Raw genomic sequence first — 21,844 nt, 5'->3', positions numbered from 1 at the left:
ACGGTGACGGAACCTGTTGCCGCCAGCGGGATCGGCAGTCTCGCCTGGTTGTTGCTCGCCCTGCCGGCCTTCGGCGCGCTCGTGTTGCTCGTGGGTGGCAAGCGCACCGACAAGTGGGGTCACCTGCTGGGCTGCGCCACCGTGATCGCCGCGTTCGCGTACGGGGTCGCGCTGTTCTTCTCCACGCTGGGCCTGAGCCCGGAGGAGCGGACCACCGAGGTGCACCTGTTCGACTGGGTGCCGGTGAACGCGCTGAACGTGGAGTTCGGGCTGCGCCTCGACCCGCTGTCCCTGACGTTCGTGCTGCTGATCACCGGTGTGGGCGCGCTGATCCACATCTACTCGATCGGCTACATGGCGCACGAGGCGGGACGGCGGAAGTTCTTCGGCTACCTGAACCTCTTCGTCGCCGCGATGCTGCTGCTGGTGCTCGGCAACGGCTTCGTGACGCTGTACTTCGGCTGGGAGGGCGTCGGTCTCGCGTCCTACCTGCTGATCGGCTGGTACCAGCACAAGCCGGAGGCGGCGTCGGCCGCGAAGAAGGCGTTCCTCATGAACCGGGTCGGTGACCTGGGCCTGGCGATCGCCATCTTCCTGATGTTCAAGACGTTGGGCACCACCCAGTACACCGAGGTGTTCGCCCGCGTCGGCGAGTTCTCGTCGGCCGAGGTCCTGGCCATCACGTTGCTGCTGCTGCTCGGCGCGTGCGGCAAGTCGGGCCAGTTCCCGCTCCAGGCGTGGTTGCCGGACGCGATGGCGGGCCCGACCCCGGTCTCCGCCCTGATCCACGCGGCGACGATGGTCACCGCGGGCGTCTACCTGATCGCCCGCGCGAACCCGATCTACAACCTGAGCGCCGACGGCCGCCTGGTCGTGATGATCATCGGCGGCCTCACGCTGCTGATCGGCTGCATCATCGGCTGCGCGTACGACGACTTCAAGAAGGTGCTGGCCTACTCGACGGTCAGCCAGATCGGCTACATGATCCTGGCCGTCGGCCTCGGTCCGGTCGGCTACGCGCTGGGCATCATGCACCTGCTCACGCACGGCTTCTTCAAGGCGGGCCTGTTCCTCGGCGCCGGTTCGGTCATGCACGGCATGAACGACGAGGGCGACATCCGGCGGATGGGCGGCCTGGCGAAGAAGATGCCGATCACCTTCGTCACGTGGACGCTCGGCTACCTGGCGCTGATCGGGTTCCCGTTCCTGTCCGGCTACTTCTCCAAGGACGCCATCATCGCGGCGGCGTTCAGCGAGCCGGGCTGGCGCGGCTGGGTGTTCGGCGGCGTGGCCGCGCTGGGCGCGGGCATCACCGCGTTCTACATGACCCGCCTGCTGTTCCTGGTGTTCCTGGGCAAGCCCCGCTACACCGGGCTGAAGTCCGCCGACGGCCGCGAGTACCACCCGCACGAGTCGGGCCTGTCGATGACGGTGCCGATGATCGTGCTGGCGTTCGGCTCGATCGGCGCGGGCTTCTTCTTCGAGTCCAACCACAACCTGGCCGGCTGGCTCACGCCGTCGCTCGGCGAGTTGCGGGAGCAGCACGGCGTGCTCTCGCACGGCGTGGTGAACATCCTGGTGCTCGGCCTGTCCGCGCTGGGCGTGCTCATCGCGTTCCTGCTGTTCGGCCGCGGCACGCAGCCGGTGGAACGGCCGCAGCGGGTGTCGTTCCCGGTCCGCGCCGCGCGCGCCGACCTGTACGGCAACGCGGTGAACGAGGCGTTGTTCGCGCGGCCGGGCACCTGGCTCACCCGCGCGCTGGTGTTCGTGGACAACAAGGGCGTCGACGGCCTGGTCAACGGGTCGGCGGCGCTGCTGGGCGGTAGCTCGGGCCGGCTGCGCAGGATGCAGACCGGGTTCGTGCGCTCGTACGCGCTCTCCATGCTCCTGGGTGCGGTCTTCGTCCTGGGCGCGCTGCTGATGGTGAGGTTCTCGTGAGCTGGACGCTGATCGCGCTGCTCCTGCTGCCGCTGGTCGGCAGCCTGGTGGTGGCGTTCCTGCGGGGCAACGACCGGGTGGCCAAGACGGTCGCGCTGGCGTTCTCGCTGGTGGAGCTGCTGTTGGCGGTGCTGGCGTGGACGGCGTTCGACCCGGGCGGCGAGCGCTTGCAGCTCACCAGCTCGGCCGAGTGGATCCCCGCCTTCGGCGTGCGCCTGTCGTTCGGCGTGGACGGCATCGCGCTGGTGATGATCGCGCTGATCGCGTTCCTGGTGCCGATCGTCATCGGCGGCTCGTGGGCGGACAAGCTGCCCGAGGGCCGCAGCGCGGGCGGGTTCTTCGCCCTCCTGCTGGCCATGCAGACCGGCATGGTCGGTGTCTTCGCGGCCACCGACGTGTTCGTGTTCTACGTGTTCTTCGAGGCCGTGCTGGTCCCGATGTACTTCCTGATCGGCCGCTTCGGCGGGCCCAACCGGCAGTACGCGGCGATGAAGTTCTTCCTGTACTCGCTGCTCGGCGGCCTCATCATGCTGGCGTCGGTGATCGGCCTGTACGTCGTCAGCGCGGACAAGATCGGCCAGGGCACGCTCGACTGGGCCACGCTGGTCACGGTGACGCGCGACCTGCCGCTGTCCACGCAGATCTGGCTGTTCCTCGGCTTCTTCGTCGCGTTCGCGATCAAGGCGCCGCTGGTGCCGCTGCACACGTGGCTGCCGGACGCCGGTGCGGAAGCGCCGGTCGGCGCGGGCGTGCTGCTCGTCGGCATCCTCGACAAGATCGGCACGTTCGGCTTCCTGCGCTACTGCCTGCCGCTGTTCCCGGCGGCCAGCAAGGAGCTCGCGCCGCTGGTGCTGATCCTCGCCGTGGTCGGCATCCTGTACGGCTCGCTGCTCGCGGTCGGCCAGTCCGACATGAAGCGGTTCGTGGCGTACACGTCGATCGCGCACTTCGGCTTCATCGCGCTCGGCATCTTCGCGTTCAGCTCGCAGGCGGGCACGGGCGCGGTGCTGTACATGGTCAACCACGGCATCTCGACCGGCATGCTGTTCCTGGTCGTCGGCATGGTGATGGCCCGCGGCGGCTCGCGCCTGATCGAGGACTACGGCGGCATGGCCAAGCTGACCCCGGTGCTGGGCGGCCTGTTCTTCGTGGCCGGCCTGTCGTCGCTGGCGCTGCCGGGCACCAACTCGTTCGTCAGCGAGTTCCTGGTGCTCATCGGCTCCTACCCGAACGAGCCGGTGTACACGATCCTGGCGGCCATCGGCATGGTGCTCGCCGCGCTGTACGTCCTGTGGCTGTACCAGCGCGTCTTCCAGGGCCCGGTCCGCGGCACGGCGCTGCTCGACGCGGTCGGCGGCCCCGGCGCGGCGGTCGACCCGGAACGGGCGTCGGTGCCGGACCTGAACAAGCGCGAACTGGCCGTGCTCGCGCCGCTGGTGGCACTGATCTTGGTGCTCGGCTTCTACCCGAAGCCGGTGTTGGACGTGATCACCCCGTCCGTCGGGGCGACGCTCAGCGAGGTCGGGGTGGCCGACCCGGTCGCGCAGGAAGGCAAGTGACGTGACGACGTTCCTCTCGCAGAACGTGGAACGGCTGCAAGCCCCGGAGATCGACTACGGGGCCGTCGCGCCGTTGCTGATCGTGCTCGGCGCGGCCTGCCTCAGCGTGCTCGTCGAGGCGTTCCTGCCCAAGGCCCAGCGCTGGCCGAGCCAGGTCGTGCTGACCCTGCTCACGCTGGCGGGCGCGGGTGGCGCGCTGGCGCTGCACGCGTCGGCCGACGGCACCGCCCCGCAGGGCAAGCTGACCCTGGCGGGCACCATCGCGGTCGACCGCCCGGTGATCTTCCTGTGGGGCACGCTGCTGCTGCTCGGCCTCGGCGCGGTGCTGCTCATCGCGGACCGGTCCGTCGAGCCGGGCGGCGCGTTCGTGCCGGAGGCGACGCCGAGCGGCGGCGTGTTCCGGACCCGCGCGCTGGCCGGTCGGCTGGAGATGCAGACCGAGGTCTTCCCGCTGACGCTGTTCGCGCTCGGCGGGATGATGGTCTTCGTCGCGGCGAACGACCTGCTCACCATGTTCATCGCGCTGGAAGTGCTGTCGCTGCCGCTGTACCTGATGTGCGGCCTGGCCCGCCGTCGCCGCCTGCTGTCGCAGGAGGCCGCGGTGAAGTACTTCCTGCTCGGCGCGTTCGCGTCGGCGTTCTTCCTGTACGGCGTGGCCCTGCTGTACGGCTTCGCGGGTTCCGTGAAGCTGGCCGACATCGCCAACGCGACGACGGCGACGGACCGCTCCGACACGCTGCTCTACGCGGGCTTCGGCCTGCTGGTCGTGGGCCTGCTGTTCAAGGCCTCGGTCGGCCCGTTCCACGCGTGGACGCCGGACGTCTACCAGGGCGCGCCGACGCCGATCACGGCGTTCATGGCCGCCTGCACGAAGGTCGCCGCGTTCGGCGGCATCCTGCGCGTGTTCTACGGCGCGTTCGAGGGCTCCAGCTGGGAGTGGAACGGCGTCCTGTGGGGCGTGGCCATCGTGTCCATGGTCATCGGCGCGATCCTCGGCCTGACCCAGACCGACGTGAAGCGGATGATCGCGTACTCGTCGGTGGCCCACGCGGGCTTCCTGCTGGTCGGCGTGATCTCGCTGAACGACCAGGGCCTGTCCGGCACGATGTTCTACCTGCTGGCCTACGGCTTCACCACGCTGGCCGCGTTCGGCATCGTCACGCTGGTGCGCACCGGCGACGGCGAGGCCACGCACCTGTCCCAGTGGGCGGGCCTGGCCAAGCGGTCCCCGGTGGTGGCGGGGGTGTTCACGTTCCTGCTGCTCGCCCTCGCCGGTCTGCCGCTGACCAGCGGGTTCGTCGGCAAGTTCGTGGTGTTCGCGGCGGCCGTGGAGGCCCGGATGGCGCCCCTCGTGGTGATCGCCCTGGTGGCGAGCGCCGTGGCGGCGTTCTTCTACCTGCGGGTCATCGTGCTGATGTACTTCAGCGAGCCGGCGGCCGACGGCCCGACGGTGAGCGTGCCCGGCGCGTTCACCACGGTCGCCATCACGCTCGGCGCGGCGATCACGCTCGTGCTGGGCGTCTACCCGTCGTTCGCCCTCGATTGGGCGGGTGCCGGCGCGTTCATCTTCTAGCGGTACGTAGGCTCTCTAGCCGTGACCAGTAGCGAGCGGGCGGGGACGGGGTTCCGGTTGTCGGACCCCGTGCTCGCGGAGGTGGTTCAGGACGGGCTGGCCGAGGTGGAGCAGCTCCTGCGCAAGGTCGTGCAGAGCGAGTTCCACCCGGTGATGGAGACGTCCCTGCACCTGGTGACCGCGGGCGGCAAGCGCATCCGCCCGCTGTTCACCATCCTGTCCGCCCAGTTCGGCACCGAGTGGGACCGCGACAGCGTGCTGAAGGCCGCGGCGGTGGTCGAGCTGACCCACCTCGCCACGCTCTACCACGACGACGTCATGGACGAGGCCACGATGCGCCGCGGCGCGGAGTCGGCCAACGCGAAGTGGGACAACAGCATCGCCATCCTCACCGGCGACTACCTGTTCGCGCACGCGTCGGCGCTGGTCGCGGACCTGGGCACGGGCGCGGCGCGGATCATCGCGGAGACGTTCTCCGAGCTGGTGACCGGCCAGATGCGCGAGACGATGGGTCCGCGCGCGGGCGAGGACCCGGTCGCGCACTACCTGACCACGATCGCCGAGAAGACGGGTTCGCTGATCGCCACGGCGGCCCGGTTCGGCGCGATGTTCTCCGACGTCACCCCTGAGCAGGTGGACGCGCTGCGCGCGTACGGCGAGGTCATCGGAGCGGCGTTCCAGATCTCCGACGACGTCATCGACATCGCGTCGCCGTCGGAGGAGTCGGGCAAGACGCCCGGCACGGACCTGCGCGAAGGCGTGAAGACGTTGCCGATGCTGTACGCGCTGGAGGACGAGCCGGGCTCGCGGCTGGCGAAGCTGCTGGCGGGGCCCATCACCGACGACGCCGAGGTGGTCGAGGCGTTGGAGCTGCTGCGGGCGTCGAGCGGGCTGGTGCGGGCGCGGCGGACGCTGGACGACTACGCGGCACGCGCTCGGGCGACCCTGCACGTGCTGCCGGCGGGTGCCGCGCGGGACGCGCTGGAGTCGGTCAGCGACTACGTGGTGACCCGCTCGCACTAGGCGGGTCCGGCCTGGTGGCCGGCCGCCGGGGCAGGTCGGGGCAGGTCAGGGCAGGTCGGAGACCGGCAGGCGGCGGCGGACGCGGACGGCGTCCACCGTGAACACCGCCAGGGCGAGCCAGACGAGCCCGAACCCGAACCAGCGGGACGTGGGCATCGGCTCGTGCATGACGAACACGCCCCACGCGAACTGCAGCACGGGCGCCAGGTACTGGAGCATGCCCATCGTCACCAGCGGCACGAGCCGGGCGCCCGCGCCGAACAGGATCAGCGGGATCGCGGTGACGACGCCCGTCGACACGAGGATCAGCGCGTGGCCCCAGCCGTGCGACTGGAACGTCCCGGCCGGTCCGAGCCAGATCAGGTAGCCCACGGCGATCGGGGCGAGCACCAGGCTCTCCGCGGTGAGGCTCGCCGTCGCCTCCAGCGGCACGGTCTTCTTCAGCAGCCCGTAGACGCCGAACGAGCAGGCCAGCGCCAGCGAGATCCACGGCAGCCTGCCGTAGTCGACGGCCAGCACGACGACGGCGGTCACGGCGATCGCCAGGGCGGCGTACTGGGGCAGGCGCAAGCGCTCGCGCAGCACGAACACCCCGAGCAGCACGCTCACGAGGGGGTTGATGAAGTAGCCGAGGGCGGCTTCCACGACGTGCCCGGTGTTGACCGCGTGGATGTAGACGCCCCAGTTGACCGCGATCAGCGCGCCCGCCGCCGTCACCATCGCCCAGCCGCGCCCGGACAGCCGCCGGATGCCCGCCCACCGGCCCAGCACGGCGGTGACGACGGCCATGACGACCAGCGACCACGCGATCCGGTGGGCCAGGATCTCCACGGACCCGGCCGGCTGGAGCAGCGGCCAGTACGCGGGCACGATGCCCCAGAGGAAGTACGCGCCGACGCCGAAGGCGATCCCGCGGTTCGTGCGGTTGACTTCCGTCGGAACAGCGGCGGAGTTGGTCAACGGCGGCACAAGGGCTACTGTACGCCAGCCGTTTTGGCTGGTCAGTTGCTCCAAGTGGCCTACTATCGAAGCCTGGTCGCAGGTCTGGCCGGCCCCACGCGCCGGACCGGGTGGTCAGGGTAGTTTTGCACCGCTTCCCCAACTGGGTGAATGCCCGGAAGCGGAGCGTGTCGGGGTGTGTGACAAGCAGCAGTGGGAGGGTCTCCCGTGAGTTCGCTCTTCGGGCAGGTGTGGCTGTGGAGCCTGCTGTCCTTCGTGGCAGGCGTCGCACTGACCTGGCTGGTCATGGTGCGCCCGGCCAAGCGGGAGCTGGAAGACCTGGAGGAACGCCTCCTCACCTCGCCGCGGCCCACGTCCTCGGGGTCGTCCTCGGGGTCGTCGCCGGCCACGTCCCGGTCGCCGGAGCAGCCGGACGAGTTCGACAGCTGGCACGTCGACCCGCCCCGGTCGCCGGCGGACGAGGCGCTCACGCCCTCGCGCCAGGAGACGCCCGAGCGCCCGCGCCACGAGGCCGCGGCCGAGCCCGTGCGCTACGACGTGTCCAACATGAAGCTCGACCAGCGCGACGCGTACCAGGACGAGCTGGACGACGAGCACCGCCCCCTGTCGGACTTCGAGGAGCGGCACGACGCCCCGGAGCCCGACGTGGACCGCCCGCGCAGCCTGTTCGAGCGCCTGGCGCCGGAGACCGACGACCGCGACGGCCACGAGCCCGCGTCCCGGGGCCGCCAGTACGTGCCGGACGAGGAGCCGGAGCTGCCCGTCGAGGAGACCCGCCTCATGCCGGCCGTGCCGGTGGCGGAGGTCGCGCCGCCGCAGGACGAGCCGACCGCGCCGCCCGAGGTCGAGGTCTTCCACCCGCGCGAGGTGTGGCGGGAGGAGCCGGTCCGCGAGGTCTACGACGAGGACGAGGTCCCGAGCGGTCACGTGGAGGAGGACGAGCCGGAGCGCCGGCCCGCGTCCGCCGAGGAGACGGCGCTCATCCCGGCCACCGCGCTGGCGCAGGCCATCGCCGAGGTGGACGACGAGCAGCGGCGTGCCGAGGACCCGCAGGTCTGGCCCGCGCACGACCTGACGGGCCACTTCGCGCCCGTGGACGTCGACGCCTCCCGCGCCGCGCGCGAGGAGGAGGGGCCGCGGACCGACGTCATCCGTGCCGTCGTCGAGCCCGCGCCGGTCGAGTCCCGCCCGGAGGTCGGCGAGCCGGGGTCCCGCCGCCGGTCGCGCGCGCCCGAACCGGCGGACGCCGAGCCCGCCGTGGCGACCGAGCCCGAGGTGACGCGCCCCGCGCCGGCGGAGGGCCGCCCCACCGGCTTCCAGCCGACCGAGAGCTGGTCGAGCGAGCCCCGGCCCGCGGGCTTCCCGCCGTCGCGGACCGAGTCGGAGCCGTCGCAGCCGTCGCAGTCGCGTTCCGAGGAGTCGCAGCCCACCGGCTTCCAGCCGCCCGCGCCGCGGCTTCCCGAGCCGCAGCCGGCCCAGGCCCGTTCCGACGAGTTCCAGCCCGTCGAGTTCCACGCCGCCGCGACCGGCTCCGCCGAAGCCCCTGCCGACGCCGAGCCTGCCGACGCCAAGCCTGCCGACGCCGAGCCGGCCGAGCCCAAGGCGTCCGAGTCGCAGCCCGAGTCGAAGCCCGCCGAGGGCAAGCCGGCCGAGCCCAAGCCCGCCCAGCCGAAGCCGGGCCAGGCGAAGCCCGCCGAGGTGAAGAAGGACGAGCCGGCACGCCCGCGCAGCCTCTTCGAGCCGCTGCCCGACGACGAGGTGCTGGAGCCGGAGCCCGAACGGCCCCGCCCGGCGCCCCGCCCCGTGGGCAACGACCAGCCGTTCGTGCCCACGCTCGCGCCCGAGCTCCTGGCGGGCAACCCCGTGCCGATGACCGGCGCCGGCCTGCCGCAGCGCCCCACCCGCCAGGCGGGCACGCCGCGCACGCCGTCGCCCGCCCCGCTCGCGCCGAAGCCGACCACCCCGCCGCCGGCGGCGGCGCGTCCGGTGCGCCCGCGCCCGGTCGGGTTCAGCCCGAGCACCGGCGGCAGGCCCGCCCCCGGCACGACCCGCTACCAGGGCCAGCAGGAGGGCTTCAACCCGCGCTCGCCGTTCGGCCCCGGCTCGGTGCTGCCGAAGTCCGACGGCAAGGCGCCCGCGCCGGAGTTCCAGGTCAAGGCGACCTTGACCGGCCGCCGCTACTTCACCAACGAGTCGGCGAACTTCCGCGAGACCCGCGCGGACGTGTGGTTCCGCACCACGGCGGACGCGGAGAAGGCGGGCTTCCGCCAAGCGCCGTAACGACTTCCCCGGGGAGGGAAAGCGAGAGGACCCCTGTTCCGGGAGGCGGAACAGGGGTCCTCCGTTGTTCGGCGGGACCTGTCGGGCGTCAGCCGACCACGGTCCACGTGTCCTTGCCGTGCAGCAGCGCGCCGAGGTCGGCGGGCTTCGCGGCCTTCGCCTGGTCGACCTGTGCGCGTGCGGCGTCGTCGTAGGTGGTGCGTGCGGTGTTGCGGAACACGCCGGTGACGGTGTGTTGGAGGTCCTGGGTGGACAGGCGGGACAGGGCGAAGGCGAGGTTGAGGTCGGTGGCGTCGTGGACGACGATGTCGTCGGGGTTGACGTCGGCGGTGTTGGCGACGGCGAGGCCGAATCCGTCGCGGACGACGGCGTGGTCGCCGCCGCCGAAGGTGATGGGTTGGCCGTGGGTGACGTTGATGATGCGGCGGGCGGCCTCGTCGTCGTCTTTGAGGACGTCGAAGGCGCCGTCGTTGAAGATGGGGCAGTTCTGGTAGATCTCGACCAGGGCGGAGCCGCGGTGTTCGGCGGCTTGTCGCAGGACCTCGGTGAGGCCGGCGCGGTCGGAGTCCAGGGCGCGGCCGACGAAGGTGGCCTCGGCGCCCAGGGCGAGGGAGACGGGGTTGAAGGGGTGGTCCAGCGACCCGTGGGGGGTCGACTTGGTGATCTTGCCCTCTTCGCTGGTGGGGGAGTACTGGCCCTTGGTCAGCCCGTAGATGCGGTTGTTGAACAGCAGGATCTTGAGGTTGACGTTGCGGCGCAGGGTGTGGATGAGGTGGTTGCCGCCGATGGACAGGGCGTCGCCGTCGCCGGTGACGACCCACACCGACAGGTCCGGTCGTGCGACGGCCAGGCCGGTGGCGATGGCGGGGGCGCGGCCGTGGATGGAGTGCATGCCGTAGGTGTTCATGTAGTACGGGAAGCGGGAGGAGCAGCCGATCCCGGAGACGAACACGATGTTCTCGCGTTTGAGGCCGAGGGTGGGCAGGAAGGACTGCACGGCGTTGAGGACGACGTAGTCGCCGCAGCCGGGGCACCAGCGGACTTCCTGGTCGGACTTGTAGTCCTTGGCCTTCTGGGGTTGGTCCGCGGTGGGCACGCCGACCAGGCCTCCCAGGGCCGGCAGCCCGAGATCGGTCGCGGTCATTCCGACACTCCCTTGATCACGTCGACGAGCACGTCCTGCAGTTCCTCGGCCTTGAACGGCAGGCCCTGGACCTTGGTGTGGCTGATGGCGTCGACGAGGTATTTGGCGCGCAGCAGCAGCGCGAGCTGGCCGAGGTTCATCTCCGGCACCACGACCCGCTCGTAGCGGGCCAACACCTCGCCCAGATTCTTCGGGAAGGGGTTGAGGTGGCGCAGGTGCGCGTGCGCCACCGGCATCCCCAGCTTCCGCACCCGCCTCGCCGCCGCGCCGATCGGCCCGTACGACGATCCCCAGCCGACGACGAGGACGCGGGCGTCGCCGGTGGGGTCGTCGACCTCGACGTCGGGAACGGTGATGCCGTCGATCTTGCGTTGGCGCAGGCGGACCATGTGGTCGTGGTTGGCGGGGTCGTAGGAGATGTTGCCGGTGCCGTCGGCCTTCTCCAGCCCGCCGACGCGGTGCTGCAGCCCGGCGGTGCCCGGCACCGCCCACGGCCGCGCGAGGGTCTCGGGGTCGCGCAGGTAGGGCCAGAACGTGCCGTCGGGGGCGTTGGGTTCGGTGGCGAAGCCCACCGACAGGTCGGGCAGGTCCTCCACGTCGGGGATCAGCCACGGCTCGGAGCCGTTGGCGATCGCGCCGTCGGACAGCAGCAGCACCGGGGTGCGGTAGACCAGCGCGATCCGGGCGGCCTCCATCGCGGCGTCGAAGCAGTCCGACGGCGAGCGCGGCGCGACCACGGCGACGGGGGACTCGCCGTTGCGGCCGAACATGGCCTGCAGCAGGTCGGCCTGCTCGGTCTTGGTGGGCAGGCCGGTGGACGGGCCGCCGCGCTGCACGTCGATCACGATCAGCGGCAGCTCGGTCATCACCGCCAACCCGATCGTCTCCGACTTCAACGCGATACCGGGCCCGGAGGTGGAGGTCACGCCGAGGGCGCCGCCGTAGGAGGCGCCCAGGGCCGCGCCGATGCCGGCGATCTCGTCCTCGGCCTGCAGCGTGGTGATGCCGAAGTTCTTGTGCCGGGACAGCTCGTGCAGGATGTCCGACGCGGGCGTGATCGGGTAGGTGCCCAGCACCACCGGCAGCCCGGACCGCTGCCCCGCCGCCACGATCCCGTACGCCAACGCCGTGTTCCCGGTGATCTGCCGGTAGGTGCCCGGGGCCAGCCTGGCCGGGGCGACCTCGTAGGTGACGGCGAAGGACTCGGTGGTCTCGCCGTAGTTCCAGCCCGCCCGGAACGCCAGCACGTTGGCCTCGGCGATCTCGGGTTTGCGGGCGAACTTCTCCCGCAGGAACCGCTCGGTGCCCTCGGTCGGCCGGTGGTACATCCACGACAACAGGCCCAGGGCGAACATGTTCTTCGCCCGTTCCGCGTCCTTCTTGCCCAGCCCGGTGCCCTCCAGCGCGCCGATGGTCAGCGTGGCCATCGCGACCTTGTGCACCTGGTAGGTCTCGGTGAGGGTGTTGTCCTCCAGCGGGTCGGCCGCGTAGCCGACCTTGACCAGGTTGCGCTTGCTGAACTCGTCGGTGTTGACGATCAGGATCCCGCCCTTGGGCAGGTCGTCGATGTTCGCCTTCAACGCGGCCGGGTTCATCGCCACGAGCACGTCCGGCCGGTCACCGGGGGTGAGGATGTCGTAGTCCGCGAAGTGCAGCTGGAAGCTCGACACACCCGGCAGGGTGCCCTGAGGCGCCCGGATCTCGGCCGGGAAGTTCGGCTGGGTCGCGAGGTCGTTGCCGAACGCGGCCGCCTCCGACGTGAACCGGTCGCCCGTGAGCTGCATGCCGTCACCGGAGTCACCGGCGAACCGGATCACCACGCGGTCGAGCTTGCGGACCGTGCCGGTCTTCTCCGGAGAATCACCTGGCGCGGCGTCGTTACCAACGTCGGTAGTCATGTCCTACGCCGATCCCTTTCCTCACACCCGCTGCCGGGGCTGATGCCCCTCCCCCTCCGCGAGGGTAGTCGTGCCCGTCCCCGTGCCGGTTTCCGCCGTACCACTCTGCGGGACGCTTCGTCCCACCTGGTGCGCAGGTCGTCCACAGGACGGCAACCGGCCCGTACCGGCCGGTAACTGTTACCGAAAGTTACATGTAGTGCGCGCCCCTGTCCAGGTCATTCGCGGCTGCTGATCCTCGCCTTCATGGCCGCGAGCTTGGCCTGGAACTCTGGTGTTCCGATCGAGGCCACCTGAGGCCTCAGCTCCGCGTCCACGGCCTGAGCGTGGTCGGCGAGGTCCGCGGTGGTGCGCATCGACGCCCTGATGGTGCGGACCAGGTCCCGCGACGCTTCGGCCGAAGGTCGCGCCAGTTCGACTGCCGAGGCCACCAGCTCGTCGTGTCCGCCGTCGACCCGTTCCCAGGCCAGGCCGTGGGATACCGCCGCGTCGGCGTCCAAAACCTGGCCGAACAGCGTCATCGCGGTCGCCGTCTGCGGTCCGACCAGGCGTTGCAGCATCCACGTCATCCCGCCGCCGGGGTGGATGCCGAGCTGGAGGAACCGCGCGTCGAACCGGGCCTTCGCGTTGACGACCCGCACGTCGCACGCCAGCGCCAGGTTGAGGCCCGCGCCGACCGCCGCGCCGCCGACGGCCGCGATCGTGGGCAGCGCGCAGTGCGCGACCGCGAGGAAGCCCGCGTAGATGCGCCGCAGGCCCTCTTCCCGCGCCTCGCCCAGCGCCGTGAGGTCCGCGCCCGCGCAGAACGCGGGCGGCGTGCCCGTCACCACGACCGCGTTGACGTCCCCGTCGTCCTCGCACGCCTTGACGGCCGCGACGAGCTGGTCGGACAGGTCGAACGTGAGCGCGTTGCGCCGCTCGGGGTCGTGCACGGTGACGACCGCCACGCGGTCGGAGCGTTCCAGGAGCACCTCGGCCATGCGCGCGACTCTAGGGGGCCGGTGGGCGGTCGAGGAGTCGGGACAGCACGACGGTGGAGACCGTGCGGTCGATGATCTCGACGGCGCGCAGCCGTTCCAGCGCGGTCTCCAGGTGGTGGATGTTCGCCGCGCGCAGGTGCACGATCGCGTCCGCCGCGCCGGAGACGGTGTAGGCGGCACGGACCTCGGCCATCGACTCCAGGCGTTGCTGGATGTCGTGCGGGGCCACGTTGCCGCGGCAGTGCACCTCCACGAACGCCTCCGTGCCCCACCCCAGCTGCTCCGGGTCGACGACCGCCGTGAAGCCGCGCAGCACGCCCGTGTCCAGCAGTTTGTCGACCCGTCGCTTCACCGCGGGCGCCGACAGGCCGACCTCCTTGCCGATGTCGGCGTAGCTCGAACGGGCGTTGGCCATCAGACGCGAAATGATTCGCTGGTCGATCGTGTCCACACGCAACATTCTGCCCTAACAGACGCAATATAGCGGCGTTGTTCGCGGGTCAGATGGCCATCTACATTTCGATCCATGACCTCGGTTTCCTTCGCGGGCCCCGGTGACGAGCCGATCGTGCTCGACGTCGCCACGCCCGCCGCGCAGGTGCGCGTGCCGACCACCCGTCGGTACCTGATGTGCCCGCCCGCGTACTTCACCGTGGAGTACTCGATCAACCCGTGGATGGACCCCACGCAACCGATCAGCACGTCCCTCGCGATGGAGCAGTGGACGGCCCTGAAGGAGACGTACGAGCGACTCGGCCACCAGGTCGAGGTGATCGAGCCGCAGCCCGGCCTGCCCGACATGGTGTTCTCGGCCAACTCCGGCACCGTGATCGACGGCCAGGTCCTCGGCTCGCGCTTCCGGGCGCCCCAGCGCGCCGCGGAAGCCGACCACTTCCGCCGCTGGTTCCTCACCAACGGCTACCGGTCCGTCGTCATGCCCGAGCGCACCAACGAGGCCGAGGGCGACTTCACCTGGACCGGCAAGTACCTGCTCGCGGGCACCGGTTTCCGCACCGACCCGCTGGCCCACTCCGAGGCACAGGAGGTGCTCGGCGTCCCGGTGATCTCCCTCCAGCTCACCGACCCGCGCTACTACCACCTCGACGTCGCGCTCTTCGTCCTGGCCGACGACCTGGTCGCGTACTACCCGGACGCCTTCTCGCCGGGCAGCCAAAAAGTCCTCCGCCGCCTGTTCCCGGACGCCGTGATCGCGACCGGGACCGACGCGGCCTGCCTGGGCCTCAACGCGGTCTCCGACGGCCGCCACGTCGTCCTGCCCGTCGAGGCCACCGACCTGGCGGACCAGGTGGCACGGCGCGGCTTCGACCCCGTCTTCGTGGACATCTCGGAGCTGCGCAAGTCCGGCGGCGGCCCCAAGTGCTGCACGATGGAACTGCGGGACTGACCGGAACTCCTGTCGCCTTCGGCGCCGGTCAGCCCGGTGGGTCCGGCTGACCGGCGCCGAAGTCCGGTCGCGTCCACGTGGACGGTCACCACCGGCACGTGGTGGGAACGCCCGCGCTACGGCGTGCGGCCGGTCAGGCCGAGGACGCGGTCGATCAGCGGCGCATCGGACGGGACGGGGACCTCCGGGCCGTAGAGACCCATCTCACGGCCCATCGCGGCCGTTTCGACCAGGTCCGCGTGGACGAACTCCAGCAGCTCGCGGTCCCACGTGGGCGACTGGCCGGTGGCGCGGGCCAGGTCCCAGGTGTGGACGACGGTCTCGCCGAGCACCATCGCGCCGATCATGGTGGCCGGCAGCTGCTGCGGGCTGCCCACCGACGTCGTGCCGGTCCACGCCTCCGGCTCGCTCCACGCGGCGGCGGTGGACTTCAGCCCGGTGGCCAGGGCGGCGGCCCAGTCGCCCGTCGTGAGGTCCACGTCCGCCTCGGACTCCGCCGGCGGCGGCACGGGCTCCTTCCGCGCGGCGCCGGCGAGGGACGGGCCCCAGAACAGCAGGTGGTTGACGAGTTGCCGGACGTTCCAGTCGGGGCACGGCGTCGGCGCGCCCAGCTGGTCCGGCTCGACGTTGTCGACGACCTCCAGCGCGGTCGCCACGGCTGAGTTGATCAACTGCTCACGGGACATGCCGCCACCGTACGAACACCCGCGGCGGGTGTATTGAACAAACGCGACATACGCTCGGGCGCGTGAGGGTGGGCGCGGGGCGTGACCGGAGGGACGAGCGAGAGCTCGCGTGGCATCGGCACCAGCGCCACGAGTTCCACCAGCCGTCGCCCGACCTGGCCGCGCACGTGGCGCGGTACTGGGTCGTGGAGTGGGACTACGACCGGCCGTACCGCCAGCTGGTCGTCCCCTACCCGAACGTGCACGTGACGTTCGGCGACGGCGCCGCCGAGGCGCACGGGGTGTCCAGCGGCCACGTCTTCAAACAGCTCGACGGCACGGGCCGCGTGTTCGGCATCGCCTTCCGCCCCGGCGCGTTCCGGCCGTTCCTGAAGGCGCCGGTCCAGTCCCTCACCGACCGGTCCGTCCCCGTGTCGTCGCTGTTCACCGGCCTGCCCGAGGGCGACGACGTGGCGGCCGTCGAGGACTGGCTCCGCCGCAACCTGCCGGAGCCCGACCCCGCGGCGCGCACCGCGACGGAGGTCGTGGACCTGATCGTCGACGACCCGCGGATGACCAGGGTGGACGTGTTGGCCGACGAGGTCGGCACGAGCGTCCGCCGCCTGCAACGCCTGTTCGCCGAGCACGTGGGCGTCGGCCCGAAGTGGGTCATCCGCCGCTACCGCCTGCGCGAGGTGACGGCGCGGATGGAGGCGGGCGGCCGGATCGACTGGGCCGTCCTCGCCGCCGACCTGGGGTACGCCGACCAGCCGCACTTCGTCCGCGACTTCACCGCCATGTTCGGCGAGACGCCCACCCGGTACGCCGAGCGCTACTCGCCGCCGGACGGCGCCTGAGAAGGCCCCACGCGAACGCCGTGCCGTCCCGCGGCTCGCCGTGCGGTCCGCGGCTCGCCGTGCGGTCCCGCGAACGCCGTGCCGAGCGTCGTGGCCGCGTGGTCGACGTGGATCAACGCGGCAGCGGCCCCGAACGTTCCGCTCGCGCCCACGACAGCACGGGGGTGTCACCCAGAGGGATGATCTTCCTAGCGGCGTGGCCCTCCACGGTGCTCCGATCGACGGCACTCGCTGTCGACCAAGGTAGGGAGCGCGCCATGAACGACCTCGACGCCCAGCGCCCGTCGCCGCAACCGCCGCAGGAGCAGGAGGTGCCCGTGGAACGGCCGAAGCCGCAGGTCCCGAAGCAGCTGACCGGTCTGGAGTGGCTGGTGCGCCAAGCCGAGCGGCGGCGCGGGGAGCGCTAGTCGGCCACCTCGCGCTGGAACGCCGCCCACAGCAGGTTCAACGGGTGGTCGGCCGGGAACTTCGCCCGCTCCTCCTTGCGGGCGAAGACCCCGACCAAGCGCTCCAGCTGCGGCTTCCGGTCGTTCTTCAGCTCGACGACCCGCAGGCCCGACCCCTCGCGCAGCTCGTTGTTCGCGGCCACCACGCCCAGGCCGGACGTGACGATCATGCAGCCCTCCACGAGCCCGGACCGCAGCAGCGACATCCCGTACTGGATTTCGTCGATTTCTGCCGCGATGTCCAATTCGTTCCGGTAGTCCGATCCGAACCAGCCGCGCAGGAATTCGGCGATCAGCCCGTCACCCGGCACGACCAGCGGCAGCTTCGGCAGCTCCCCGGTGCCCACGCTCGCGCCGAGCCGGCTCTCCGGCAGGTTCGTGAGCAGCGCCAACCCGCCCCGCCGCCACTCGATCACGTCGAAGTCGTCGAACCCGCTGCGCCGGCCCGCGTGCGTCACGACGCTCCCGCACACGATGTCGACCTCCTTCGACTCGAGGCTCGACCAGATGTCCTTCGTGCGGATGTGCACGACCTTCAGCTCCACGTCCCGCCGCCGGAAGTCGTCCGCCACGTGGTGCCACGCCTTGGCCAGCGCGTCGAGCATGAACCGCGTCGTGCCCACGGTGACCGTCGTGCCGAGCTTGCGCCGGCACTCGTGAATCGAATCGAGCCACTTGGTCAACGTGGTGCGCGCCAATTCGACCAACGCCTCGCCGGTCGGTGTGATCAGCACGTCTTTTCCCCGGCCCTGCTTGACGACGAGCGGCTCGCCGCACAACGACTTGAAGTTGCGGTTGAGCGTGTCGATCTGCTTCTGCACGCTGGACTGCTCGCGACCGAGCACCCGGGCCGCGCGCAGGGCCGACCGCGTCTCGTACACCGCGATCAACGTCCTGAGCTGGTCCAACGTGGTGTCCATCAGCAACGGCGAGGTGTGCAGGAGCCTGCTGAGCTGGTTGCCCGCGGGCAGGAGCAGTTGGGCCGAGGTCGACATGCAGGGGCCTCTCGGGTCGGGTCGTGATGTTCTACCGATTAGTTGTACTGAACTTGACCGCACTTCGTCATGAAATTATCCGAAGATCTTGTCGGATTTCCCTGGACAGGTATACGCGATCCGTAAGAGACTTCTGGCGCAACCACGTGAGAGTTCGCGCGGGAGCAATCGTGGGGGGTAATGGGGGGTTGGGGGCCCGCCGGGCAGCAGCCCGGCGGGCCCCCACGTATTAACCTCACGTGGGTGACGGTTTCCACCTTGGACTGGGGCACGACGTACCGGGTCACCGTGCTCGACCTCGGCCTCGCCTGCTGCGGCGTGGAGGTCATGGCCGCGCTCGAGGGCCACCGCCCGGAACACCTCGCCGCCCTCGGCGTCGACACGGTGCACGCGGCGGGAGAAGCGCACGTGCTCGTCGTCTCCGGCACGGTCACCGACGCCATGCTGCCCGCGGTCGTCGCCACGTACGAGGAGATGCCGGAACCCCGGTACGTGCTGTCCGTGGGCGCGTGCAGCAACACCGGCGGCCCCTACTGGGACTCCTACAGCGTCACCAAGGGCATCGACCAGGTGCTGCCCGTGCACGTCGCCGTGCCCGGCTGCCCGCCCCGTCCCGAGGCCCTGCTCGACGGCCTCGCCGCGCTGCACCGGCTCGTGTCGTGAGCGCCGCCTCCGAGGCCCTCGCCTCCCGCATCCCCGACGCGCTCGTGAAGACCGCGTTCGGGCAGACCACGGCCCACGTGCCGGTGGACGGGTGGCTCGACGCCGCCCGCCACGCCCACGGCCTCGGCTGCACGCAGTTCGACTGGCTCGGCGTGGAGGACGCGGGACGTCCGGGCGCCGTCGGCCAACGGCACGCCGTGCTCCTGCACGTCCTGCACCCGGACACCAAGGACGGCGTGCTGCTGCGCGCCGAGCTCGGCCCGGACGACGTGCTGCCGAGCGTGGCCGGCCTGTGGGCGGGCGCGGCGTGGCACGAGCGCGAGGCCGCCGAGATGTTCGGCATCGCGCTCGCCGACGGCCAGCCGGCCCACCTGCTCCTCCCGGACGGCTTCGGCGGCCATCCGCTGCGCAAGGACTTCGTGCTGGCCTCCCGCGTGGTGCGGCCGTGGCCCGGCCGGCTCGAACCGGGCGAGGACGGCACGTCCGCCCCCAGCCGCAGGCGCGCCGCCCCGCCCGGCGTCCCCGACCCGTCGTGGGGCCCGCGCCGCGAGACGCCCGCCGCGGCCGACCACCCAGCCGACAGTCCGACGGAGGAACCCCGTGGCTGACCTGCCCCCGCGCACCCGCGGCGTCATCGCGCTGCTGGAGGCCAACTGCACGGTGTGCATGATCTGCGCCCGCGAGTGCCCCGACTGGTGCATCCACATCGACTCCCACACCGAGGTCGAGGAGCAGCCCGGCTCAGCCCGGCCGCGGGCCCGCAACGTGCTGGACCGGTTCGCCATCGACTACGGCCAGTGCCTGTACTGCGGGATCTGCGTGGAGGCGTGCCCGTTCGACGCCCTGCACTGGGCGCCCGACTTCTCCTACCCCGGCACGGGCGACCTGGCCGGTGACGGCGCCGTCGCCGAACTCGTCCACGAACGGGACGTGCTGGGCACGTGGGTCTCGCACGTGCCGCCACCGCCGCCGCTCGACGCGGGCGCCGAACCCGCCCCGGAGACCACCGCCACACGCCCGGCGCGCCCCGGCGCCGGAACCCCTCGCCGGCCGGGCGCGTTGAGGGAGGGGAAGTAGGACAGCCGGAGGCGACGACGTGCACAAGCACTACAACGCGCTGAAGACCGCGTTGCTGCTCGGTGCCATGAGCGGCCTGATCGTGGCGATCAGCTCGCTGTTCGGGCGAACCGCCCTGGTCATCGGCCTGGTGCTGGCACTGGGCGTCAACGCCTACGCGTACGTCAACTCCGACAAGCTCGCGCTGCGCGCCATGCGGGCCCGACCGGTCTCCGAGGTCGAGCAGCCCGCGATGTACCGGATCGTGCGCGAGCTGGCCATGACCGCACGGCAGCCCATGCCGCGCCTCTACATCAGCCCCACCGTCGCGCCGAACGCGTTCGCCACCGGCCGCAACCCGCGCAACGCCGCCGTCTGCTGCACCACCGGCATCCTCGAACTGCTCGACGAGCGCGAGCTGCGCGCCGTGCTCGGGCACGAGCTGTCACACGTCTACAACCGCGACATCCTCATCTCGTGCGTGGCGGGCGCCTTGGCGAGCGCGGTCAGCGCGCTGGCGAACCTGGCCGTCTTCGCGGGCGTCTTCGGCGCCGGTGACGACGAGGACCGCCCCAACCCGTTCGCCGTGCTGCTCATCGCCGTGCTCGGCCCGATCGCCGCGGCCATCGTGCAGCTGGCCGTCAGCCGGTCCCGCGAGTACCAGGCCGACGAGTCCGGCGCCGAGCTGACGGGCGACCCGCTGGCGCTGGCCTCGGCGCTGCGGAAGCTCGAACTCGGCACGGGCGCCGCGCCGCTGGCCCCCGAACCGGCCGTCGTCGCCCAGTCGCACCTGATGATCGCGAACCCGTTCCGGGCGGGGGAGGGCCTGGCCAGGCTCTTCTCCACCCACCCGCCGATCGCGGACCGCGTGCGCCGGCTGGAAGCCCTGGCCCGCAAGCACTGACGGGGAAGACCCGGCCCGCGAGCACTGACGCGTCCGACGCCTACCGCCGACAGCTACCGCCGACGCCTACCGCACCTCTTGTGCGACGTTCATCACGTACTGACCGTAGCCGGACTTGGCCAGCTTCTCGCCCAACGCGTAGCACTCGTCCGCGCTGATGAACCCCATCCGCAGCGCGATCTCCTCCAGGCACGCGATGCGCACGCCCTGCCGGTGCTCCAGCACCTGCACGAACTGACCCGCCTCCAGCATGGAGTCGTGCGTGCCGGTGTCCAGCCACGCGAAACCGCGGCCCAGGTCCACCAGCTGCGCCCGACCTTCCCGCAGGTAGGTCAGGTTGACGTCGGTGATCTCCAGCTCGCCCCGCGACGACGGCTTCAGCGTCCGGGCGATGTCCACGACCTGGTTGTCGTAGAAGTACAGGCCGGTGATGGCCTTGTTCGACCGCGGCCGCGCGGGCTTCTCCTCGATCCCGACGAGCCTGCCGTCCGCGTCCACCTCGCCCACGCCGTACCGCTCCGGGTCCTTCACCGGGTAGCCGAACAGCACGCAGCCGTCCAGTGTGGCCGCGTGGTGCTGGAGGAGCTTCGAGAAGCCCTGGCCGTAGAAGATGTTGTCGCCCAGGACCAGCGACACGTCGTCCTCGCCGACGAAGTCCGCGCCGATGACGAACGCCTCCGCGAGCCCGTTCGGGTGCGCCTGCTCGGCGTAGGAGATCTCCAGCCCGAACTGGGAGCCGTCGCCGAGGAGGCGGCGGAACAGCGGCAGGTCCACCGGCGTCGAGATGAGCAGCACCTCGCGCACGCCCGCCAGCATCAGCACCGACAGCGGGTAGTACACCATCGGCTTGTCGTACACCGGCAGGAGCTGCTTCGACACCGCCTGCGTGATGGGGTGCAGGCGGGTGCCGCTGCCACCCGCGAGGACGATGCCCTTCACCGGTAGTTGGTGAACTGGAGCGCGATACCGAAGTCGGAGTTCTTGAGCAGGGCGATGACGTCCTGCAGGTGGTCCTTCTTCTTGCCCGAGATGCGCAGCTGGTCGCCCTGGATCTGCGCCTGCACGCCCTTCGGGGCCTCCTCGCGGACCTTCTTCGCGATCTCCTTGGCCTTCTCGCTGGAGATGCCCTGCACGACCGTGCCGGTCACCTTGAAGACCTTGCCGGAGAGGGCCGGGTCGCCGATCTCGAAGGCCTTCATCGAGATGCCGCGCTTGACCAGCTTCTCCTGGAAGACGTCGATCGCGGCGCGGCAGCGCTCCTCGGTCTCGGACTGGAAGGTGATCGCCTCCTCGCCCGACCAGGACACCTGCGTCCCCGTGCCGCGGAAGTCGAACCGCGTGCTCAGCTCCTTGGCGGCCTGGTTGAGCGCGTTGTCGACTTCCTGGCGGTCGACCTTGCTCACCACGTCGAACGACGGGTCTGCCACGTGCCCGGTACCTCCGCGTCAGTGTGTCTGGAACCGCCGGGAAGCCTACCGGGGAACCCGGTTGCGCATGC

General features: G+C 71.1%; 21 protein-coding genes. 12 read left to right on the top strand and 9 right to left on the bottom strand.

Annotation, left to right across the window (positions count from 1 at the left end):
- The first annotated feature begins 3 nt into the window (after positions 1-3).
- From nuoL to ACRAKH_RS32440, 4 genes are read left to right on the top strand one after another with little or no spacing between them, the layout of a single operon-like run.
- Positions 4-1,938: an NADH-quinone oxidoreductase subunit L gene (gene nuoL, locus ACRAKH_RS32455; protein ID WP_380727800.1), complete on the top strand. Its 1,935-nt coding sequence runs from the start codon at positions 4-6 to the stop codon at positions 1,936-1,938.
- Positions 1,935-3,497 carry an NADH-quinone oxidoreductase subunit M gene (locus ACRAKH_RS32450; RefSeq protein ID WP_380727802.1) on the top strand — a complete coding sequence of 521 codons (1,563 nt, stop codon included), beginning with the start codon at positions 1,935-1,937 and terminating at the stop codon, positions 3,495-3,497. The genes nuoL and ACRAKH_RS32450 overlap by 4 nt, the downstream gene beginning before the upstream one ends.
- 1 nt (position 3,498) lies before the next feature.
- Positions 3,499-5,070, top strand: coding sequence for an NADH-quinone oxidoreductase subunit NuoN (nuoN, locus tag ACRAKH_RS32445; protein WP_380727804.1), 1,572 nt, complete (start codon positions 3,499-3,501; stop codon positions 5,068-5,070).
- 21 nt (positions 5,071-5,091) lie between these two features.
- Positions 5,092-6,093: a polyprenyl synthetase family protein gene (locus tag ACRAKH_RS32440; RefSeq protein ID WP_380727806.1), complete on the top strand. Its 1,002-nt coding sequence runs from the start codon at positions 5,092-5,094 to the stop codon at positions 6,091-6,093.
- 45 nt (positions 6,094-6,138) lie between these two features.
- On the opposite strand, the gene rarD is transcribed toward ACRAKH_RS32440, so the two are convergent.
- Positions 6,139-7,062 carry an EamA family transporter RarD gene (rarD, locus tag ACRAKH_RS32435; protein ID WP_380727808.1) on the bottom strand — a complete coding sequence of 308 codons (924 nt, stop codon included), beginning with the start codon at positions 7,060-7,062 and terminating at the stop codon, positions 6,139-6,141.
- Positions 7,063-7,260: 198 nt separating this feature from the next.
- On the opposite strand from rarD, the gene ACRAKH_RS32430 reads away from it, so the two are divergent.
- Complete coding sequence (locus ACRAKH_RS32430; RefSeq protein ID WP_447009498.1) at positions 7,261-9,333, top strand: sunset domain-containing protein; 2,073 nt, start codon at positions 7,261-7,263, stop codon at positions 9,331-9,333.
- 88 nt (positions 9,334-9,421) lie between these two features.
- Here ACRAKH_RS32430 and ACRAKH_RS32425 read toward each other — a convergent pair whose 3' ends face one another.
- The 4 genes from ACRAKH_RS32425 to ACRAKH_RS32410 form a co-directional block, all read right to left on the bottom strand.
- A complete protein-coding gene (locus ACRAKH_RS32425) occupies positions 9,422-10,477 on the bottom strand; it encodes a 2-oxoacid:ferredoxin oxidoreductase subunit beta (RefSeq protein WP_447009497.1) in 1,056 nt (351 codons plus the stop codon).
- Positions 10,474-12,375, bottom strand: coding sequence for a 2-oxoacid:acceptor oxidoreductase subunit alpha (locus ACRAKH_RS32420; protein WP_447009496.1), 1,902 nt, complete (start codon positions 12,373-12,375; stop codon positions 10,474-10,476). Before ACRAKH_RS32420 ends, ACRAKH_RS32425 begins: the two co-directional genes overlap by 4 nt.
- Positions 12,376-12,593: 218 nt before the next feature.
- The gene (locus ACRAKH_RS32415; protein ID WP_380723539.1) at positions 12,594-13,355 is read right to left on the bottom strand and encodes an enoyl-CoA hydratase; all 762 of its coding nucleotides are present in this window, start codon (positions 13,353-13,355) and stop codon (positions 12,594-12,596) included.
- 10 nt (positions 13,356-13,365) lie between these two features.
- Complete coding sequence (locus ACRAKH_RS32410; protein ID WP_380723540.1) at positions 13,366-13,806, bottom strand: Lrp/AsnC family transcriptional regulator; 441 nt, start codon at positions 13,804-13,806, stop codon at positions 13,366-13,368.
- Between the two features lie 75 nt (positions 13,807-13,881).
- Between ACRAKH_RS32410 and ddaH the strand changes: the two genes are divergently transcribed.
- Entirely contained in the window at positions 13,882-14,760 is an 879-nt protein-coding gene (ddaH, locus tag ACRAKH_RS32405; RefSeq protein WP_380723541.1) for a dimethylargininase, read from the top strand.
- A gap of 116 nt (positions 14,761-14,876) precedes the next feature.
- Here ddaH and ACRAKH_RS32400 read toward each other — a convergent pair whose 3' ends face one another.
- Complete coding sequence (locus ACRAKH_RS32400; RefSeq protein ID WP_380723542.1) at positions 14,877-15,446, bottom strand: TIGR03086 family metal-binding protein; 570 nt, start codon at positions 15,444-15,446, stop codon at positions 14,877-14,879.
- Between the two features lie 62 nt (positions 15,447-15,508).
- Here ACRAKH_RS32400 and ACRAKH_RS32395 point away from each other — a divergent pair, with 62 nt between their 5' ends.
- A complete protein-coding gene (locus ACRAKH_RS32395) occupies positions 15,509-16,282 on the top strand; it encodes a DUF6597 domain-containing transcriptional factor (protein ID WP_380723543.1) in 774 nt (257 codons plus the stop codon).
- A gap of 257 nt (positions 16,283-16,539) precedes the next feature.
- Positions 16,540-16,689 (top strand): hypothetical protein, encoded by a 150-nt coding sequence (locus ACRAKH_RS32390; RefSeq protein ID WP_380723544.1) that lies wholly within the window; start codon positions 16,540-16,542, stop codon positions 16,687-16,689.
- On the opposite strand, the gene ACRAKH_RS32385 is transcribed toward ACRAKH_RS32390, so the two are convergent.
- Entirely contained in the window at positions 16,686-17,723 is a 1,038-nt protein-coding gene (locus ACRAKH_RS32385; RefSeq protein ID WP_380723545.1) for a LysR family transcriptional regulator, read from the bottom strand. The genes ACRAKH_RS32390 and ACRAKH_RS32385 overlap by 4 nt on opposite strands.
- A gap of 243 nt (positions 17,724-17,966) precedes the next feature.
- On the opposite strand from ACRAKH_RS32385, the gene ACRAKH_RS32380 reads away from it, so the two are divergent.
- From ACRAKH_RS32380 to htpX, 4 genes are read left to right on the top strand one after another with little or no spacing between them, the layout of a single operon-like run.
- Positions 17,967-18,386, top strand: coding sequence for an NADH-quinone oxidoreductase subunit B (locus tag ACRAKH_RS32380; RefSeq protein ID WP_380723546.1), 420 nt, complete (start codon positions 17,967-17,969; stop codon positions 18,384-18,386).
- Positions 18,383-18,994, top strand: coding sequence for an NADH-quinone oxidoreductase subunit C (locus ACRAKH_RS32375; protein WP_380723547.1), 612 nt, complete (start codon positions 18,383-18,385; stop codon positions 18,992-18,994). The genes ACRAKH_RS32380 and ACRAKH_RS32375 overlap by 4 nt, the downstream gene beginning before the upstream one ends.
- Positions 18,987-19,463, top strand: coding sequence for a 4Fe-4S binding protein (locus tag ACRAKH_RS32370; protein WP_380723548.1), 477 nt, complete (start codon positions 18,987-18,989; stop codon positions 19,461-19,463). The genes ACRAKH_RS32375 and ACRAKH_RS32370 overlap by 8 nt, the downstream gene beginning before the upstream one ends.
- Positions 19,464-19,482: 19 nt before the next feature.
- Positions 19,483-20,346, top strand: a complete 864-nt coding sequence (gene htpX, locus ACRAKH_RS32365) for a zinc metalloprotease HtpX (protein WP_380723549.1) — start codon at positions 19,483-19,485, stop codon at positions 20,344-20,346.
- Between the two features lie 66 nt (positions 20,347-20,412).
- Here the strand turns inward: htpX and rfbA are convergent, their stop codons facing one another.
- A complete protein-coding gene (gene rfbA, locus ACRAKH_RS32360) occupies positions 20,413-21,285 on the bottom strand; it encodes a glucose-1-phosphate thymidylyltransferase RfbA (RefSeq protein WP_380723550.1) in 873 nt (290 codons plus the stop codon).
- Entirely contained in the window at positions 21,282-21,773 is a 492-nt protein-coding gene (locus ACRAKH_RS32355; protein WP_380723551.1) for a YajQ family cyclic di-GMP-binding protein, read from the bottom strand. The genes rfbA and ACRAKH_RS32355 overlap by 4 nt, the downstream gene beginning before the upstream one ends.
- Positions 21,774-21,844 lie beyond the last annotated feature (71 nt).

Source organism: Saccharothrix hoggarensis, from assembly GCF_052936025.1.
The sequence above is the reverse complement of the archived record's forward strand: the minus strand, read 5'-3'. Positions and strand labels throughout refer to the sequence as shown.